Source organism: Rhizobium sp. T1470 (genome assembly GCF_042140505.1).
Classification (GTDB): domain Bacteria; phylum Pseudomonadota; class Alphaproteobacteria; order Rhizobiales; family Rhizobiaceae; genus Rhizobium; species Rhizobium favelukesii.
Window position 1 is genome coordinate 1,174,940 of sequence record NZ_CP148091.1, and the last position, 18,698, is coordinate 1,193,637.

An 18,698-nucleotide genomic window follows, 5' to 3' on the forward strand; every position below is an offset into this window, starting at 1 on the left:
GCTCGACAATAGGCGGCGGCTGTTCCGGACAACTTAAAAATCGCGGTTAAGAAAACTTTGCCTCGGTGGATGGTTATCAAAACCGAAGCCGGCAAGGTTTCCGGAGGGTGAACGGCGGATGTGCCGTTTTGCAACGCGGTGCGAGTAAGTCTCGGGTAAGCTTTTTATCGCAGAATGCCGCCAACCACTCTGTCATAATTTGAAGACTTTGCCGGAAAAGGGCACGTTATGATCTCTGCTTCGATGGCCTACAACATATTGTCAGGGAACATGAAGCAAAGCCTGGACCGCGTCGCATCGCAGGCCACGGTCAAGCGCGATGCCGAGTACTACGACGACAACATCAACAAGGTCAAAGACGTAGACGATTTCCTCGGCGACTACAGGCTCTACAGCTATGCGATGAAGGCCTACGGCCTCGATGACATGACCTACGCGAAGGCCTTCATGAAAAAGGTCCTGGAAAGTGACCTGACCGACGCCAACAGCTTTGCCAACAAGCTCTCGGATACGCGTTACAAGGAATTCGCGGCCGCCTTCAATTTCAATACGCCGGCGGCGGACGCCCAGAGCGACGCACAGGAAGACGATCTCATCGGTCTCTATACGCAGTCGTTCGCGGACGAGGGCAAGAACGCCGCGACCGAAACGACATACTACAGCAACGCGATAGACGCCGTGCAGAACGTTTCCGATCTCGTCGGCGACAGCCGGGTCCGCACCTATGTTCTGAAAGCTTACGGCATCGATCCCACCTACGTTTCCAAGGACTTCCTGGCGCAGGTGTTGACGAGCGACGTCAGCGATCCCAACAGCTTTGTCAATCTCAACGGCAACGACAAATACAAGGCGCTTGCCGCACAATTCAGCTTCAACGCAGACGGTACCGTCAACGGCGCGGCGCAGACGGCCACCCAGAAGAACACCGTCATGGAACAGTATAATCTGACTGTCCCGTCGATCACCACCGCAGCGGCTGCCGATTACAACAAGGCCTACTATCTGTCCAAGATCGGGACGATCACCAACGTCAACGATCTGATCGCTAACAGCCGGCTGACGTCCTATATCAAGACGGCCTTCAGCATGGGGGACGATTTCAGCAATGCAGCGCTCCGGCTCGTGCTTACCGATGCGAGCTACGCAAGTTTGATGGATTTCAGCGTTGTCAATCAGAGCTTCAATTTCAACGCGGACGGAACCGTCAACTCGGCCGCGGCGTCCTATGTCGCGCAGACGTCGGACCAGATGAAAGCGATGTCCAACCAGGCCGCAAACACGACGAGCTACTACCAATCAAAAATCGTCGGCATCACCAACGTCGATGACCTGATCGCCGATACCCAGCTGACCCACTACATCAGGGATGCCTACTCCCTTCCCCAGAGCGTCAGCGATGCGGATCTTCGCAGCGTCTTGACGGATGCGAGCTACGCAAGCCTGCTGGGCTACGACGACGTCCATGCGTCCTTCAATTTCCGGGCCGATGGTAGTGTTGCCGATGGCGCAGGTGCGCAAACGATCGGTCAGGCACGGGCTACGAGTTCGCAAGTCAGCGCCAACCTCTCCTACTTCCAGACCGTGATCCCGACGATTTCCAATGTCGACAACCTGATCGCCGATGGGCAGATGATGAACACCATACGGTCAGTCTATGGAGTTCCGGGAAGCGTCAGCGACGCGGATCTGAAAAGCATACTGACCGACGCGAGCTTTGCCGCCAGCCGGGGTTTGAGCACGCTCAACGCGGCATTCAGCTTTGCCGCCGATGGTTCGGCTGCCAGCGCATCCGGCCCGCAATCGAGCACACAGTTGATGGATACGACGACGTTCTACGGCGCTCGATATGCAGACGCGCAGGACGAGGCGATCGACGAAGCCGTGGCAAACTACAAGAAGCGGATGACTGACGGCAATATCAAGAGGGTCGATGACTTTCTGCGCTCCAACGCTGCCGCAGACTTTGACAGGAAGAACGATGACCTGCCTGAGCTCTATGATATGGCGCTTCGCGCCTACGGGCTGACGGAGCAAGACGTGTCTCGCTCAATGTTCCGCAAGCTGCTGAAGAGCGACCCATACGATCCCGACGGCTACGTCGCCTCGCTGAAGGACGAGCGGATCACCAATCTGGTTCGCGCCTTCAATTTCGGAGCAGACGGCAAGGCATCTGCCGAAATACAGCCGCTGCCGTCCGCGGTCATGGCGAAATACGCGACCAACTATAAGTCGCGCACGCTGATGGGCATGAGCGATGGCCCGCTCAGGGACAAAGCCTCCGAGGATGCGACGAAGGTCGTCGATGCCTTCGCCAAGGGCATGGCGAAGGTGAGCACTCTCGACGACTTCCTGTCGAACGACAAGCTGACCAGCCTGGCCTTGACCGCAAACGGTCTCGACCCGAAGAAATACGACGAGGAGACGCTGCGGAAGATTTTCACCTCCGATCCGTCTGATCCCAAGAGCTACCTGAACACGAAAGCCGAATCGAAGTTCAAGGAGATTGTCTCGGACTTCAACTTCGATACCGATGGCAACCTGACGCGCGCCAAGATCGGAGCGGTCCAGAACGTGGGTGCCGAAGACCGGACGCAGCAGAAGTATGTTCAGCAGACGCTGGAAACGCAGGAAGGCGAAACGAACGACGGCGTACGCCTCGCGCTATATTTCGCCCGCAGCGCGCCTGATATCACATCGCTCTACACGATCCTCGGCGACAAGGCGTTGTTCCAGGTGATCACAACCACCTTCAGCCTGCCGAGCAGCGTATCGAACATGGATGTCGCCAAGCAGTTCTCCATGCTTGGGAAGTTCGTCAATCTCGACGATCTTCAAGACTCAAAGAAGGTGGACAAGCTGCTGCGGCGGTTCACCGCGATGTACGATCTCGCCAACAATACCAACAGTTCGCCGGCGCTGCAGCTTCTGACCAACGGCGGCACGAGCAGCTAGTTTGTCGGCAACGCCTGGTCGACACTGACAACCTTGCCGGGGTTCATGATGCCAGCCGGGTCGAAGGCGCGCTTAATCCTGCGCATCAGTTCCATTTCGATCGCCGGCCGGATCGAGGCCAGTTCATCGCGCTTCAGCTGACCGATCCCATGCTCTGCGGAAATCGACCCGCCATGCGCCAGTACGAAGCCATGGACGATGTGGTTCATATCGCGCCAGCGTGCCAGAAACGCCTGCTTGTCCGCGCCGACCGGCTGGGAAATGTTGTAGTGGATATTGCCGTCGCCCATGTGGCCAAAGGCGCAGATGCGGGCGCCGGGCATGGCGGCCATGACCGCATCCCCGGCCTCGCGCATGAAGGCCGGGATCGCCGAAACCGGCACGGAAACGTCGTGCTTGATCGATCCGCCTTCCGGCTTTTGGGCGTCCGACATGCTCTCACGCATATGCCAGAGCGCCTTCTGCTGCGCGACCGAAGATGCGATTGCAGCGTCCTGAACCAGCCCTGCCTCGAAACCATGCTCGAGCAGCGCCGTCATCATGCGCTCGGCAGTCTCGGGGGAATCGGACGTCGAAATATCGACGAGCACATACCAGGGATGGGCCGATTCCAGTGGATCACGCACGCCTTCGATGTTGCGGGCGGTAATCTCGACGCCGAAACGCGGCATCAGCTCGAAGCCTGTCAGGGACGTGCCGCAAAGGCTGGAAGCAAGGTTGAAGAACGATAGGGCATCCTCGACCGAATTAACACCCGCGAACGCGACCTGTTTTCCAAGCGGTTGCGGAAACAGCTTCAGCACCGCGCCGGTGATGATGCCGAGCGTGCCTTCCGCGCCGATGAACAGGTCGCGTAGATCGTAGCCGGTGTTGTCCTTCTTCAGTCGACGCAGGCCGTTCCAGATTTCGCCGGTCGGCAGCACGACTTCGAGGCCGAGGCAGAGATGTCGCATGTTGCCATAGGCAAGCACGGCCGTGCCGCCGGCATTCGTTGAAAGATTGCCGCCGATCCGGCACGAGCCTTCGGAGCCGAGCGATAGTGGGAACAGCCTGCCGTGCGTCTCTGCTGCCTTCTGCACATCAGCGAGGATCGCACCGCCATCAGCGACTATGACATTGGCAACCGGATCGACATCGCGGATCTTGTTCATGCGTTCGAGCGAGATGATGATATCAGATTTGCCCTCGCGCGGCGTCTGCCCGCCGACGAGGCCGGTATTGCCGGTCTGAGGCACGACCGCAGTTCCGGTCTCGGTTGCGAGCTTCAGGATCGCCGACACTTCTTCGACGGAGCCAGGCTTGAGAAGGAGAGGCGAGGAGCCATGGTATAGGCCGCGGTTCTCGATCAGATGGGGCGCGAGATCCGCCTCGCTGCGAAGCGCGTGTTTCTCGCCGACGATGGCGGCGAAACGGTCGAGAAGTTCGGGGGAAACGCTGCTCATCGAAACCTTGATCCTTCTTGCTTATTCGCGTGGCGCGGCGGCGCGGCGCAGTCGATCGTTGATTGCCTCGCCGAGCCCTTCGTCGGGGATGGCTGAAAAGGCGATTGTCGCGGCGCCGCTGGCATCGGCTCTCTTCATATAATCGAACAGATTGGCCGCCGCTTCCGCAAGATCTCCGTCCTGGCTGAGATTGAGGACGATTCTGGCGTCTTCGGCGCCGGCAACAGACGTCTTGCCGAAGGCAATCAACGCCTCGCCGGCATCGACACGGGTTGCGTCCAGCCGGACAGTTGCGCCGGGCGCATAGTGGGATGCCAGCATTCCCGGCGCCTCGATGGCCGCCGAGGCCTTCTTGGATCTCAGAAGCTTTTGCCCTGCCACACGCTCAATCTCAATCGCCGGCAAACCGCCGGGTCGCAGGAGCCTGAGCTTGCCGTCCTCGACCTTGACGATCGTGGACTCGACACCGACGGTGCTCGCACCGGCATCGAGGATCAGCCTGATGCGCTCGCCGAGATCGGCGTCGACATGGGCAGCGCTCGTCGCACTGATCTTGCCTGACGTATTGGCGCTGGGCGCGGCGAGCGGTCGCCCGAAGGCGCGGATCAGTTCGCCTGCAAAGCCTTTCGGAACACGGATGCCGACGGTATCGAGACCCGCAGTTGCGAGCGAATGAATGGCGCTCTCCGGCTTCAGCGGCAGCACGAGCGTCAGCGGGCCTGGCCAGAAAGCTTCGGCCAGCGCGCGCGAAACGGGGTCAAACGCCGCGTGTCTTTCCGCCATGGCAAGATCGGCCATGTGGCAGATGAGCGGGTTGAAGCGCGGGCGTCCCTTGGTCTCGTAGATGTGGGCGATCGCGATCGGATTGGTGGCATCGGCGGCGAGCCCGTAGACGGTTTCCGTCGGGATTGCTATCGGGAATCCCGCGCCAAGTACTGCGCAACCGGCTTCGATAGCCTGCTGCCTGTCCTTCGTGATGTCGATCGATCGTGCCATGCGCCGCCCGGATTGCTGTCGGGCAGTCCTTATGCCTTCCGGGCGATCCGATCAATATCAGAGCTGGCCGATGATCCCGATCAGAGTTGACGAATGATCTCGCGCAGTTGTTCGTTGCGCGCGCCGAGCAACAGCACGTTCCTGATGGCGATTTGCGGATCGTCGGTACGGAAAAGCAGACCGTTGCCCCGCACTGAGCGGTCGATCGTCATTTTTTCGGGCGTATGCTCGCCCGGCTTGATGGCGACGGCGAAGTACATGCGCGAATACTTCACGTCGATCTGCTGGAAGAAATTGTCGTTGTCGCCAATGTCGGCGTAGAAATTCGCGATGTAGAAGGCCCAGCTGACTTCTTGGTAACGGGCGAATTTCGTCCGCGCCGCCGTCACGTGGCAGTAGCCGAGATGCGGGCTATCCTGCAGCGTCCGATGGAAGAGCATCTTCGGAAACCGGATCGAATGGTGAAAACCGTTGATATGCTGATGCGTCTTGGCGCCGGCCGTCTCCAGCTTGCGGCCCGTCCTCTCGGCGACTTCGTCATGCGAGAGGTAGCGCCGCTCTTCGGCGAGCCAGTGCGAGCGGGTCCGCGTAATCTTTCCAGTGCGCAGGAATTCCGAATGCGCGGCGACTGGGACCTCGCGGGCATTGATGCTGTTACCGGCGTCGAAATAGCGAAGCTTCGCCATGGTGCATATCCGCATGCGTGTTTGATGCCGCAAGGATAGGCAATCATGCTTAACGGTATATTAAACCCAGCGGTCATCGCGGCTTCATAGGAATGGACCGATACCATCATGTCGCAGATGCGATAGTCACGGCAAAGTCGCCTGGAAGCCCAGCTGCGAATTGGGTTGCGCCGATGTCGTAATTTGCCTTAGCTGCCAGCAACGGAGCGTGCAGAGGCGGAATGCTGTCTTCAATTCCGCACTCCTTTGCCGCCTGTCGTCATTTTCGAAGCCGATGTCGCTTTACAACCAAACGCCGCGCGCCGGCGATGTTTAAATGCCTTTCAAGAAAATCTCCTGACGGAGAGGGAGTGAAGCTCCGGCGGCTCCCGCCTTCGACCAAGCGGCGGGCCCACTATACGAGGATGTGCAGATGGATATTCGCAGCAACGTATTGCGGCAACTCAAGACCCGGCGGGAAGGCTTCAGCCTCGAGCAGCCCTTCTATATCGACGAAGATTATTTCAAGCTCGATATGGAAATGATCTACTATCGCGATTGGCTGTTCATGGGCCACGACTGTGAACTGCCGAAGGCCGGTGCCTATTTCACGGTGCAGATCGGCGAATACCCTGTTGTCATCGTTCGCGGCCGCGACAACGTCATCCGTGCCTTCCACAACAGCTGTCGCCATCGCGGCTCGCGTGTCTGCACGAAGGAGCACGGTTCCTCGGTTCGCCTCGTTTGCCCCTATCATCAGTGGACCTACGACCTCGATGGCAAGCTTGCTTTCGCGCGCCATATGGGTGACGATTTCGACAAGACCGGCTACGGCCTGAAGCCCGTTCATTGCGAGAGCTTCGGCGGATACATCTTCATCTGTCTCGCCCAGAATGCGCCGGACTTCCAGCCCGTCCGCGACATGGTGGCGCCCTACATGGTGCCGCATCACCTGAGCGACGCGAAGGTGGCCTTCCAGAGCACGATCATCGAGAAGGGCAACTGGAAGCTCGTCTGGGAGAACAACCGTGAGTGCTATCACTGCGCGGCCAACCATCCGGAGCTTTGCCGCACGTACCCGGAAGCGCCGAGCGTCACGGGCACGGATGGCGGCGCTGACGATCCCGAGATCGCGGGTCACTGGGCACGCTGCGAGGCGGCCGGATTGCCAAGCAAGTTCCAGATTTCTCCCGATGGTCAGTTCCGCACGGCCCGCATGCCATTGATCGAGGACGCCGAGAGCTACACCATGTCCGGCAAGAGCGCCGTCAAGCGGTCGTTGTCAGACGACGTGACGATCGATCGCATCGGCACGATGCTGCTCTTCCATTATCCGACGACGTGGAACCACATTCTCGGCGACCATGCGATCTCGTTCCGCGTGCTGCCGCTCAGCGCCAACGAGACGGCAGTCACGACGAAGTGGCTTGTGCACAAGGATGCCGTCGAAGGCGTCGACTACGATCTCGCCGAGCTCACCCACGTCTGGACCGAAACCAACGACCAGGACCGCCGTATCGTCGAGGAGAACGCCTTCGGTATTCACTCGCCGGCATATGAGCCCGGCCCCTATTCGATGCTGCACGAAGGCGGCGTCATGCAATTCCTCGAATGGTACTCAAACTTCATGGTCAATCGCCTGCAAAGCGATCAAGCGAAGCTCTCCGTCGTCGCCTGACCTGAGAAACCTACCTCCCGAGTGACCTCGTCTCCCGAGAGGCGGGGTCTTTTTTTGCACAGGGCTCCTCAGAAGTCGCGACGGGTACGGGCCACGTCGCTCTGCGGTATCGAGGAGGTGACGATGGGGTCCGGCACAACAGGTACGGGGGCCGCCGGGCCTTGGGCGGGTCTTCCGCGCGGCTCCATCTCCATCTTGGCAAGGATGAGCGGCGGGTCGGGCTCGTGCGCAGGCAGAAGATTGCCCCGAGCCCACACCTTTGCGAGCTCGGCCCGGTTCATCGGCGCGACGTTGACATCGATATCGGTCAGGGTGCCGGGGACGCGATAAGGGCAGCGGCGCTTGCTGCAGTTCATTCCGGACGAGAACTGCCACATCAGGTAGTTATCCCAGTTTCCCATCGGGAACACGCCCTTCACGTCGGGCTTGTAGCGCGCATACCAGATTGGCAGCCGCGCCAGCACCGGGTAGTCGTTGCGGTAGGCGGCGATGTAGCGGGCGGTATTGTGATTGGTGTAAAGAACGGGATAGCGTCCGGTCCGCGCCCTGATATGGCCCGCGAATATCTGCGCGTCCTCCAGCGACATGAACTTCTGCGGATCGATGCCCTCGAGGTCGAGGATCATCATCTCGTCGTCCTTGGGATCGGCGTAATCGAGGAAATGGTTGGCTTGGTCGACCGGGTTGCCCGGCCGTGCAAGGTGATAGGAGCCCCACAGCAGGCCGGCCGCCCGGGCAACAAGCCGCCGCGTCTGGAAGAGTTCGCGGCTCACCGCATATTTGCGCCACATGGTCTTGCAGTGCGCGACCGTGTCCCCGGCATGATCGCCGGTGCAGGAGAAGCTCTCCGGAAGTCCGTCGGAGGCCTTCGAGATGAAGGCGGTTATGCGCTTGTCGGAAAGCAGAGAATTCCAATCGATCGTATTCAATTCGTATGCGTCGACGACGAGCGCGTTGTTGGGATTCTTCCAGGGGAGAGTGTCCGTTGCCGCAGCCTGAGTGACAGCGCCGGCGGCAAGCGCTGGAACCATCAGGCGAAGCAGAAGATTTCTCCAGGATTGCTTCATGGAAAGAGCCTGGTGAAAGTCGGTTAATGTCGGGTTAATCCGCGATCGCTTAAAAACGGAAAGTCGCGAGAACGGCATGAAAACGGATCATTGGAACGTTTTCCTAGCCTTCGCGTTATCATGCGCGCGTATTCCAGCCTGGCAATGGAGATTGCCATGACGGGATTTTTTAAGAAGATAGCGATTGCCGCCGTTTCCTTCGTCACGTTGGCAAGTGGCTTTACGCCCTCGCAGGCGATGCAGAGGCAGGCCCTGCCGCATGTCGAAAAATCTGGTGACGTCCAGAACGTCCAGTATTGCCGTGGTCCCTATTGCCGCCTTCCCGGTTATCGCCCGGGAAATCGGCCTGGCTACTATCCCGGCTATCGCCCTGGTTATTATCCAAGGTATCGCCCAGCCTATCGTCCTGGCTGGTATGGTGGCTACCGCGGCTATCCCTCTTATCGAAGCGGCTACCGCTACTACAACGGATACTGGTTCCCGCTCGCTGCCTTCGGAGCCGGCGCGGTGATCGGTGGCGCCATCGCCTCGCAGCCGCCCTATGTCGCTCCGGCGGCTCCGCTTGGGTCGGGCCATGTGGCCTGGTGCGAAGCGCGCTATCGCTCCTATCGCGCCTACGACAATACCTTCCAGCCGTACAACGGCCCACGCCAACAGTGCGTTTCACCGTACTACTGAGGGAAACTGGCTTACGTCTCAAGGCCCGGCAGAAATACCGGGCTTTCTCCATTCAGAGGATGCGAACGCGCTTCAGCAGCCACCATGCCAGCAGGATCGACGCGATGATGAGGGCAACGGCATATTCCGTGCCGCCGCTCCCTTCGGCAAAAGGCAGGTTGGCCGTATTCATACCGAAGAACCCCGTCACCAGGGTCGGCGGCAACAGGAAGGCTGTCATGATCGACAGAATGTAGAGGTGTCGGTTCGTCTCGGAAGACAGTTTCGAGTCGATCTCCTCATGCAAAAGCCGCGCGCGGTCCTGCAGTGCGTAAATGTCGTGATCGACCGTTTCAAGGCGGCCTGTCAGTCGTCCGGCGACGTCCTCGAAGCCGAAGGGCATTTCGTCATCATGCGAGGCGGCCGCGCGCCGCATCAAAGCGAGCACGGTCCGCAGATGTCGGTGGAGCTTGACGACCGTGCGCCTGACTGGCGCCAGCCGCCGACGTTCGTCGCGAGGCGTCGTGTCGTAAACGAAGTCCTCGATAACATTGAGCTCGTCCGTCATCTCCATGACGATGGAGATCAGCGTCCGCTGGAATTCGATCATCAGGGTCTCAAACAAGTCGACGGGCCGTTCGAACTTTGCCGGGTTCTTCTCGATGAGCGCGCGAGCGCGTTCGACGCTGCGTAGCGGCTGCAGCCGTGTGGTGATGATGAAGCGATCGGATATGGCAAAATGCAGCCAGCCGAGATCAGCGGTCTCGTGATCGAACTCGCGTTGGCAATCGACAAGCGTGCCGTAGAGCATCTGTTCGTCAACGGTAATTGCTGCATGCGTGTCGCGTGTGATCAGTGCGGCCTTCGCATCGTCGTTCAGGCCCTCGATGCTGTCGAGCAGGCCGGGTACCCGGGCATCGGCAAGACTGAGATGCAGCCAGAAGAAGCCGCTGCCGTTCGTCAGTTCGGCTTGCGGCGCGCTGTTTGCAAGGCGAGTCGCCTTGCCGCCATCCTGCCGAAAGCGGTAGGCCCACACGAGTCCCGGTATGTTGGCGGGCAGGGTATCCATAATGCGCCGGTCCTCTTGCGATGGCGGTCTGTGTCCTTAGAGATTCTCTATGACGGTTGATTGTGCAAGTGCGTAATAACGAAGAGAACTCGTCCTTCCGCCACTTTTAGAGAGAAAGTTTGAAATTGACGTTTACGTAAAAATCAATTAGCTCTGCCCGTGGAGGTGCCGAAGGGCGTTGTCGCTCGACGGCTTGTGATGCGAGGAGATCACGAATGTACAAGGCGCCCGTCGAGGAGATCGCGTTCACGCTGAAGCATGTCGCCGGTTTGGGCAGCGCAATGGAGGCCGGCTTGCTTGGCGATCTCGGCGAGGATCTCGTCGATGCCATCCTTCATGAAGCCGGACGATTCGCCACGGACGAAGTGGCGCCGCTCGCCGAGATCGGCGACCGTCAGGGTTCGCGCCTCGTGGATGGCAACGTGGTGACGCCCGACGGTTGGCGGGATCTCTATAAGAACTGGATCGCTGGCGGCTGGAATGGCCTAACCGCACCTGAGGAGTTCGGCGGGCAGGGGCTGCCCCATATGTTGAATGTCGCCGCGCTCGAGATGTGGAACTCTGGTTCGATGGCATTCGCGCTCTGCCCGACGCTCACCATGGGGGCGATCGAGGCCATCAACATCCATGCCTCCGACGAACTCAAGAGTACCTACCTCGCAAAACTTGTCTCCGGCGAATGGACCGGCACGATGAACCTGACGGAGCCGCACGCCGGCTCCGACCTCGGTGTGCTCAAGACGCGCGCCGAACGCCACGATGACGGCACCTACCGCATCTTCGGCCAGAAGATCTTCATCACCTGGGGCGAACACGACGCCGCCGACAACATCGTTCACTTGGTGCTTGCCCGCCTGCCAGATGCACCGGCCGGAACGCGCGGGATCTCGCTGTTCCTGGTGCCGAAATTCCTCGTCTATCCGGACGGATCGCTCGGTGCCCGCAACGATCTGTTTGCGCATTCGCTGGAGCACAAGTTCGGCATCCACGCCTCGCCCACATGCACCATGATCTATGGTGACGGCAAGTTTGGCGAGGAGCAGGGTGCGATCGGCTGGCTGGTCGGCGAGGAGAACAAGGGCCTCGCCTGCATGTTCACGATGATGAACAACGCCCGCCTTGCCGTCGGCATGCAGGGCGTTGCGATCGCCGAGGCGGCGACGCAGAAGGCAACGGCCTATGCGAAGGAGCGCACCCAGGGCAAGGCGCCGCGCTGGACGGGCGGCGGGATGAGCCCGATCATCGAGCATCCCGATGTTACCCGCATGCTCCTGACCATGAAGGCGCTGACACAGGGCGCACGCGCGATTTCCTACGCCTGCGCGCATGCCATCGACATGTCGCATCGCGCAGCAGACCGCCTAAAGCATTGGCAGGAACGCGCTTCGCTGCTGACACCGATCGCCAAGTCCTTTTCCACCGATGTCGGCGTCGACGTTGCCTCGCTCGGCATTCAGGTCCACGGCGGCATGGGCTTCATCGAGGAAACGGGCGCTGCGCGTTACCTGCGCGATGCGCGCATCGCACCGATTTACGAGGGCACGAACGGCATCCAGGCAATCGATCTCGTCACCCGCAAATTGACGCTAGCGAATGGCGAGCAGGTGCACGGGTTCATCGCTGAGCTGAAGCAGATCGCCGATCAGGTCCGCCATTCCAACCTCGATGGCTTTGGCGCGACGGCAAACCGGCTCGACGCGGCCATTACCGACCTCGGCGAAGCGACAGACTGGCTGCTGGCGCAGGTCCGCGACGGCAAGACCACCGAGGCGCTGGCCGGCGCGACACCCTATCAGCGCCTTTTCGGCCTTGTCCTGACAGGTTGCTACCTCGCCAAGGGCGGGCTCGCGCAGGCGCCGGACGGTGGCGTTGGGGGCCGCATCGCGCTCTGCCGCTTTGCTGCGGAGAATCTTCTTTCAGAAGTTACGGCGCTGAAGGACTGCGTCATCACAGGTGCTGCAAGCCTTGCGGCCGCCAAAATCGTTCTCGCCTGAGGAACCATCATGACAGAGCACGTCATCGTCGACCAGGATGCAACCCATCCCGGCATCCAGATCATCCGTTTCAACAGGCCGGAAAAGAAGAATGCGATCACCCGTGCGATGTATCGGACGATGACGGACACGCTGATCGCCGCCGATGGCGACACGGCGATCCGGGCGACAGCCTTTCTCGGCACCGAAGGCTGCTTTTCCGCGGGCAACGACCTGGGTGACTTCCTGGCCGCGGCCATGGGGGGCGCCATGCCGCGGGAGATCGTCGAGTTCCTCTATGCCATGGTCCGCTCTGAAAAACCGATCGTCTCCGGCGTGGACGGGTTGGCGATCGGCATTGGAACCACCATGCATATGCATTGCGACCTGACCATCGCTTCAACGCGCAGCCAATTTCGGACACCGTTCGTCGATCTGGCGCTCGTTCCGGAGGCGGCGTCCAGCCTGCTTGCGCCGCGCATCATGGGACACCAGCGCGCCTTCGCGCTGCTGGCAGCCGGCGAGGGGTTCTCGGGCGAGGAAGCACGGGAAGCGGGACTTGTCTGGAAGGTCTGCGCGCCCGATGAGGTCGACTCCACGACACTCGCCACCGCCGCCAAGCTCGCGGCCAAGCCGCCGGAAGCGCTGAAGATCGCGCGCAACCTGATCCGCGGCGACCGCGATGAGGTTATTGCCCGCATCGATGATGAGGCGCGCCATTTCTTCGATCGCCTGCATAGCGCCGAAGCGAGGGCCGCCTTCGAAGCCTTCATGCGCCGCTGACGTGGAATATTTGAACTTCGTCAAATTTTGAGCCTGTTTTAAACGCCCCTCTAATATTAGGGGCATGACGGCGCGCGATGTCGCGGTCGTCCTGGCGCATGAGGCGCTTTGTCCCGCTTTGCCCATGGCCCGCCGCATCGAGTGGCCCGTGTTCGTCAAGCACTGCGCGGACTGCTCCCGAAAGGAAATAATCCTTGAAAAAGAAGACGAATTTGATGACGCGCATCCTCGTTGCCGCGTCCGCCGTTGTTCTCGGGGCTTTCGCCGCCTTTTCCTATTACATCAATTCCGTCGAGCGAAGCACCGCGACGGCCGCGATCGAAGCCAACATCAGCTCTTCCGGCGAGCAGGCCGCCAATAGTCTTGCCAACTGGATGAACGGCCGTGTGACGCTGACGGCAATGGTTGCAAACGCCATCGGCCGCACTGCTGACCAGCCGGGCGTCAAGGGAGTGCTGCAGAACGATGTCCTTCGCAGCCAGTTCGTCAGCACCTATCTCGGCGATGAGAAGGGCGTCTTCACGTCCTGGCCGGATCTTCCGCTGCCAGCTGACTACGATCCGCGCAAGCGTCCATGGTATCAGGATGCCGTCAAGGCCAATGCCCCTGTCTTGACCGAACCCTACAACGACGCGTCGAGCGGTGACCTCATTATCAGCGCGGCCATTCCGGTCAAACGCGACGGCAAGTTGGCCGGCGTCGTCGGCAGCGACTTCTCGCTGGAGACCATGGTGGACATGATCAAGGAGATCGACCTCACGGTCTGCGTGGTTTGCCGAGGGGTGGTTAATTCCATTGTTGGCAGCGCGGTCAACACGATGGATCAGGGGACGCAGCAGAATGCGGCCATGGTCGAGGAACAGACGGCACCAAGCCACGGGCTGGCGGCTGCCGACGATGATTAAAAGTACTACTTTTAATCAAATCTTACGGATCTTCGTCTCTAGTGAGATCCAATGCATGACGCAGGACGGCTATCGTCCGTACCGTTCTCCCCGACACCATCAAGGCGAGTGACTGCGCGGGCGATCGATCCTGATCGGTTGCGCCTTGTCACTTTAGCCGTATGAGACCGCCCCCATGTCCAAACTGAAGATAAAAACGCTCCTTCCACTTCTCTTTCTGTCTCTTGTTTTCATTGCCTTGGTACAGGGTGCGGTCGCGGCCTTCTCGTTGACCAATCTGGAGGCGAACACCCGGCAGATCGGCGCGCAGAACATCCCGAACACGGAGCGGCTTTACGCGATCGTCACGACGCTGAACGATGTTCGCCGCAGCTACGCTGACTATCTCCTTGCAACGGGCAAGACGGACTTCCGTAACGCCGAGACGACGCTGAAGACCCGCCGTGAGCGCCTCGCCACGGCCATCGACGCCTTCGAAAAGCAGCCGAAGAGCGACTATATGAGCCAGAACTTCGGCCGGCTGCAGAAGGCGCTCGCCAACGATGCTACGCTCGCCGACAAGATCATCGCGCTGGCGCTCGACAGCAAGCGCAGCCAGGCAAACAGCCTCTTTCGCGGCGAACTTTCGATGTCCGCGAACAACATTCAGACCCTCGTCGACGGAATGCTCGCAAAGGACCGGCAGTCGACCGATGCGGCGCTCGCTGCCGCAGCCGGCAATTATAACGCAGGCGTCCTGTCGATCGTCGGTGGCCTCGTCGTCGCGCTCGCCGTCGCCGTCGCTGCTGCCTTCCTCGCGTGGAAGCGCATTTCGCGGCCGATCTCGACGATCGCAGGCCGCATGGCGCGTCTGGCAGACGGCGATCTCGACACCGCCGTCCCTTACGCCGGGCGCAAGGATGAGATTGGCGACATGGCGGCTGCCGTTGGCGTCTTCCGCGACAACTCCTTCGCACGCCTCGACCTCGAACGCAGTGCAGACCATACCCGAGAGCAAGCTCGGCAGGAGCGTTCTCGCAACGAAGCCTCGAAGGCCCGCGAAGCGTCAGAAATCCAGCATGCCGTGGGTGCGCTTGCCGAAGCGCTGGGCGCGCTCTCGGAAGGCGATCTCACTCGGACGATCGAGACATCATTTGCCGATCACCTTGATCGGCTGCGCAGCGATTTCAATGCCTCCGTCGCCAAGTTGCGGGCCGTCCTTCAGGAGGTCGGCGACAATGCTCATGCGATTGACGCGGGCGCCGGAGAAATCCGCACGGCCGCGGACGGTCTTGCCCGGCGCACAGAGCAGCAGGCTGCCTCAATCGAGGAAACGGCAGCCGCACTCGAGGAGATTACGACGACGGTCAAGGACACGGCGCGGCGCGCTGAGGAGGCCGGCACGCTTGTCACTCGTACGCGCTCGGGCGCCGAAGAGTCGGGCAACATCGTCCGCAAGGCGGTTTCGGCGATGACCGAGATCGAACAGTCTTCCGAAAAAATCGCCAATATCATCAGTGTCATCGACGACATCGCCTTCCAGACGAACCTTCTGGCACTGAACGCCGGCGTAGAGGCTGCGCGTGCCGGTGAAGCTGGCAAGGGCTTTGCCGTGGTGGCTCAGGAAGTGCGCGAACTGGCGCAGCGTTCGGCTCAGGCCGCGAAGGAAATCGAAAGCCTGATCACCGCATCGAACGCACAGGTTCGCTCCGGCGTGACGCTGGTCGGCAATACCGGCAAGGCGCTCGAGGCGATCGTCGGCCAGGTTCAGGAAATCAGCCGTCACGTCGATGCCATCGTCACGGCAACTCGCGAGCAATCGACCGGCCTTGCCGAGATCAACACAGCGGTTAACACGATGGACCAGGGGACGCAGCAGAATGCCGCCATGGTCGAGGAGCAGACGGCAGCGAGCCATGGGCTGGCCCAAGAAGCTGCCAAGCTGATGCAGTTGCTTAGCCAGTTCAACCTGCAGACCGCATCGCAGGCTGCAGCATCATACGGCCGTCGCGCCGCCTGATTTGCGACCGATGCATCAAGTCAGAACGCCCGCGCTCGTCGCGGGCGTTTTTGGTTTGGAAGATCGCCTCTACTTTTCCAGCGTCGCGACGACTTCGACGTGCGGCGTCCACAGGAACTGATCGATCGGCGTCACACCGGTAATGCGATAGCCTCCCCCGACGAGAAGAGCGAGATCGCGAGCGAGCGTCAGCGGATTGCAGCTGACGGCCACGACTTTCTTGACGTTCGAACGCGCCAATTCCTTGCATTGAAACTCGGCCCCGGCACGCGGCGGATCGAAGACCACGGCGTCGTAGACCTTCAGCTCGGACGTCATCAGCGGCCGGCGGAAAAGGTCCCGTTTTTCGACGCTAACCGGTTTCAGGCCCTGCGTGTTGCGGGCGGCATGATCGAGCGCTGCGAGAGGTTTATCCTCGCTCTCGACCGCGTGCACGCGACCGACCCGGGCAAGGCGGAGCGAAAATGTGCCTGCACCGGCAAAGAGATCAGCGATGCGCTTCGCCTTGCCGACATGTGCCAGAAGGACTTCCGCCATTGCGTCTTCCGCCGGCTTGGTCGCCTGCGTGAAACTGCCGGGCGGAGGAACGACATGGACGCCGCCGAAATCGACGAGCGGCTTGGATGGTTCGACGAGAATCTCGCCGTTGAGCGAGACGCGGGCGATGCCACGCAAGGAAAGCACCGTCTCGATTGCCTTGCGACGCTGCTGGTCTGAGAGGTTCTTGATGCCGTCGACCGCAAGATCGAGGCCCGACAACGTCTCCAATACGGCAATGCGGAACGCTTCCGCGCTATTGGCCAGCGCCGCACCAATCGCCGTGATCGCCGGCAGCCTGGCAATGATGCCCGCCGACGAGATGGGACATTCCTCGATGGCGACGATGTGGTGGCTTTCGGCCTGATTGAAGCCGATCAGCATGTCCTTCTCGGTCCGCCGCGCGGCGAAGACCACGCGCCGGCGCTCGCCGGGATGAGCGGCGACGAGGTCGGCGACCTCGGGCGTCAGTCCCTTCGATTTCAGCGCATCGACAACCAGCTGACGCTTGAAGCTGCGGTAGGCCGCATCATTCATGTGCTGCAGGCTGCAGCCGCCGCAGGTGCCGTTCAATCCGTCGGGTCCGAAATGCCGGCAAGGTGGGTCTTGGCGATCGGCTGATGGGTCCGAGATGGACATCAGCGTGCCATGGGTCTTGATCCGCGCAATGGCGACGGTTTCACCCGGCAGGGTGAAGGGCACGTAGATCGGCCCACCGTCTGCATGCACGATCCCGTCGCCTTGGGCGCCGAGCTTTTCGATCATAACTGTTTGCGTGCTCACGGTTTTGTTCCTGCGAGTAGAAATTCCTGGTTGCCGTCGCCGCCGGCAATCGGGGAGGGGATCAGTCCGAGGCTCTCCCAGCCCATGTCCTCGACGAACCAATGCTCGAGTTCGGCTGCGACATCAGGCGCAGACGACGGATCCTTGAGAAGCCCGCCCTTGCCGATCGCATCGCGCCCGGCCTCGAACTGCGGCTTGACGAGGAGAGCGGCGACGGCTCCCGCTTCCGCAAGATCAAGGGCAGGGGCCAGCGCCAGTTTCAGCGAGATAAACGAGACGTCCGACACAATGAAGGTGATCGGGTGCCCGATATCCTCGGCCGTCAGGTTGCGCGCGTTCAGACCCTCGATGTTGGTCACACGGGGATCGTTCGATATGCGCGGATGCATCTGGCCATGCCCGACGTCGATCGCGGTGACCTGCGCCGCACCGCGCGCCAGCAGGACTTCCGTGAAGCCGCCGGTCGAAGCGCCGACATCGAGACAGCGATGCCCCGACGGATCGAGCTTGAAATGATCCAGCGCGACGGCGAGCTTCAACGCTGCGCGCGAGACATATTCCTGCGCCGGATCGTCGATCTCGATTGCGGCATCTTCGCCAAACAGCGCGCCGGCCTTGGTCACGACCTTGCCACCGACTTTGACGGTGCCGCGCTGCACGGCATCGCGCGCGCGGGAGCGGCTGGCGAAGAGACCAAGGCTGACGAGAAGCTGGTCGAGGCGTTGCGTGTTCTGATCTGACATGCGCTGTCCATGACGGGCAACGCCATCGGTTGCAAGCCTTTTGTTGCAAGTGGGCGCGAGGCCTAGTTCCAAGAATTCGTCCCGAGATCTCTCTTGCCGACTATTACTTCGACTGACTTCGGTCCGGTTTTGACCCACGTCTCGCAGATTTCCCTGCCGGCGTCGCGGCCACCCTTCCAGGTTCGACAGAATTTGTCCTTCTTGACTGCCCAGACGCCTTCGATCGGAATCACTTGGCCGCTGTCGAGCTTTACCTGTCCCATTGCTGTCCCGTTGGCGTCGAGCGTAAGGCTGCCCGCGTATCCTTTGCCGGGACCGCCCAACATCAGCTCCTTGCCTTGACCAAGAAGCGCAGTCAATTCCTTGCCTGTCATCTTTTCTGCGGCTGCCGCGGGACTGCAAATCGCGAGCGTCGTTGCGAGTGCGCCAATGACAACACGCATGGCATC

General features: G+C 60.7%; 15 protein-coding genes and 1 pseudogene. 7 read left to right on the top strand and 9 right to left on the bottom strand.

Going from position 1 to position 18,698, the window contains the following annotated elements; genetic code table 11:
* Positions 1-228: 228 nt before the first annotated feature.
* Complete coding sequence (locus WGT02_RS05890; RefSeq protein WP_024314277.1) at positions 229-2,952, top strand: DUF1217 domain-containing protein; 2,724 nt, start codon at positions 229-231, stop codon at positions 2,950-2,952.
* On the opposite strand, the gene WGT02_RS05895 is transcribed toward WGT02_RS05890, so the two are convergent.
* From WGT02_RS05895 to WGT02_RS05905, 3 genes are all read right to left on the bottom strand, one after another.
* Positions 2,949-4,394: an FAD-binding oxidoreductase gene (locus WGT02_RS05895; RefSeq protein WP_208248678.1), complete on the bottom strand. Its 1,446-nt coding sequence runs from the start codon at positions 4,392-4,394 to the stop codon at positions 2,949-2,951. The genes WGT02_RS05890 and WGT02_RS05895 overlap by 4 nt on opposite strands.
* A gap of 21 nt (positions 4,395-4,415) precedes the next feature.
* Entirely contained in the window at positions 4,416-5,390 is a 975-nt protein-coding gene (locus tag WGT02_RS05900) for an L-threonylcarbamoyladenylate synthase (protein WP_024314275.1), read from the bottom strand.
* A gap of 80 nt (positions 5,391-5,470) precedes the next feature.
* Entirely contained in the window at positions 5,471-6,076 is a 606-nt protein-coding gene (locus WGT02_RS05905; protein ID WP_024314274.1) for a DUF6656 family protein, read from the bottom strand.
* Between the two features lie 412 nt (positions 6,077-6,488).
* On the opposite strand from WGT02_RS05905, the gene WGT02_RS05910 reads away from it, so the two are divergent.
* The gene (locus tag WGT02_RS05910) at positions 6,489-7,733 is read left to right on the top strand and encodes an aromatic ring-hydroxylating dioxygenase subunit alpha (RefSeq protein ID WP_024314273.1); all 1,245 of its coding nucleotides are present in this window, start codon (positions 6,489-6,491) and stop codon (positions 7,731-7,733) included.
* Between the two features lie 68 nt (positions 7,734-7,801).
* Here WGT02_RS05910 and WGT02_RS05915 read toward each other — a convergent pair whose 3' ends face one another.
* Entirely contained in the window at positions 7,802-8,764 is a 963-nt protein-coding gene (locus WGT02_RS05915) for a glycoside hydrolase family 25 protein (protein WP_024314272.1), read from the bottom strand.
* 192 nt (positions 8,765-8,956) lie between these two features.
* Between WGT02_RS05915 and WGT02_RS05920 the strand changes: the two genes are divergently transcribed.
* Entirely contained in the window at positions 8,957-9,478 is a 522-nt protein-coding gene (locus tag WGT02_RS05920) for a BA14K family protein (protein WP_024314271.1), read from the top strand.
* Between the two features lie 52 nt (positions 9,479-9,530).
* Here WGT02_RS05920 and WGT02_RS05925 read toward each other — a convergent pair whose 3' ends face one another.
* Positions 9,531-10,526: a transporter gene (locus tag WGT02_RS05925; RefSeq protein WP_024314270.1), complete on the bottom strand. Its 996-nt coding sequence runs from the start codon at positions 10,524-10,526 to the stop codon at positions 9,531-9,533.
* A 215-nt stretch (positions 10,527-10,741) separates the two neighbouring features.
* Here WGT02_RS05925 and WGT02_RS05930 point away from each other — a divergent pair, with 215 nt between their 5' ends.
* Positions 10,742-12,520, top strand: a complete 1,779-nt coding sequence (locus WGT02_RS05930; protein WP_024314269.1) for an acyl-CoA dehydrogenase — start codon at positions 10,742-10,744, stop codon at positions 12,518-12,520.
* Between the two features lie 9 nt (positions 12,521-12,529).
* Positions 12,530-13,282, top strand: a complete 753-nt coding sequence (locus tag WGT02_RS05935; protein ID WP_208248676.1) for a crotonase/enoyl-CoA hydratase family protein — start codon at positions 12,530-12,532, stop codon at positions 13,280-13,282.
* Here WGT02_RS05935 and WGT02_RS05940 read toward each other — a convergent pair.
* The gene (locus WGT02_RS05940) at positions 13,269-13,508 is read right to left on the bottom strand and encodes a hypothetical protein (RefSeq protein WP_208250599.1); all 240 of its coding nucleotides are present in this window, start codon (positions 13,506-13,508) and stop codon (positions 13,269-13,271) included. The two genes, WGT02_RS05935 and WGT02_RS05940, sit on opposite strands and share 14 nt — an antisense overlap.
* Between WGT02_RS05940 and WGT02_RS05945 the strand changes: the two are divergent.
* Positions 13,477-14,040, top strand: a pseudogene (locus WGT02_RS05945) (cache domain-containing protein); the annotation flags it as partial. The gene WGT02_RS05940 and the pseudogene WGT02_RS05945 sit on opposite strands and share 32 nt — an antisense overlap.
* Before the next feature lie 322 nt (positions 14,041-14,362).
* Positions 14,363-16,186 carry a methyl-accepting chemotaxis protein gene (locus tag WGT02_RS05950; RefSeq protein WP_208248674.1) on the top strand — a complete coding sequence of 608 codons (1,824 nt, stop codon included), beginning with the start codon at positions 14,363-14,365 and terminating at the stop codon, positions 16,184-16,186.
* Positions 16,187-16,255: 69 nt separating this feature from the next.
* On the opposite strand, the gene WGT02_RS05955 is transcribed toward WGT02_RS05950, so the two are convergent.
* The 3 genes from WGT02_RS05955 to WGT02_RS05965 form a co-directional block, all read right to left on the bottom strand.
* Positions 16,256-17,506, bottom strand: coding sequence for a class I SAM-dependent RNA methyltransferase (locus WGT02_RS05955; RefSeq protein ID WP_208248671.1), 1,251 nt, complete (start codon positions 17,504-17,506; stop codon positions 16,256-16,258).
* Positions 17,503-18,249 (bottom strand): TlyA family RNA methyltransferase, encoded by a 747-nt coding sequence (locus WGT02_RS05960; protein WP_024314264.1) that lies wholly within the window; start codon positions 18,247-18,249, stop codon positions 17,503-17,505. The genes WGT02_RS05955 and WGT02_RS05960 overlap by 4 nt, the downstream gene beginning before the upstream one ends.
* Positions 18,250-18,311: 62 nt before the next feature.
* Positions 18,312-18,692: a hypothetical protein gene (locus tag WGT02_RS05965; RefSeq protein WP_024314263.1), complete on the bottom strand. Its 381-nt coding sequence runs from the start codon at positions 18,690-18,692 to the stop codon at positions 18,312-18,314.
* Positions 18,693-18,698 lie beyond the last annotated feature (6 nt).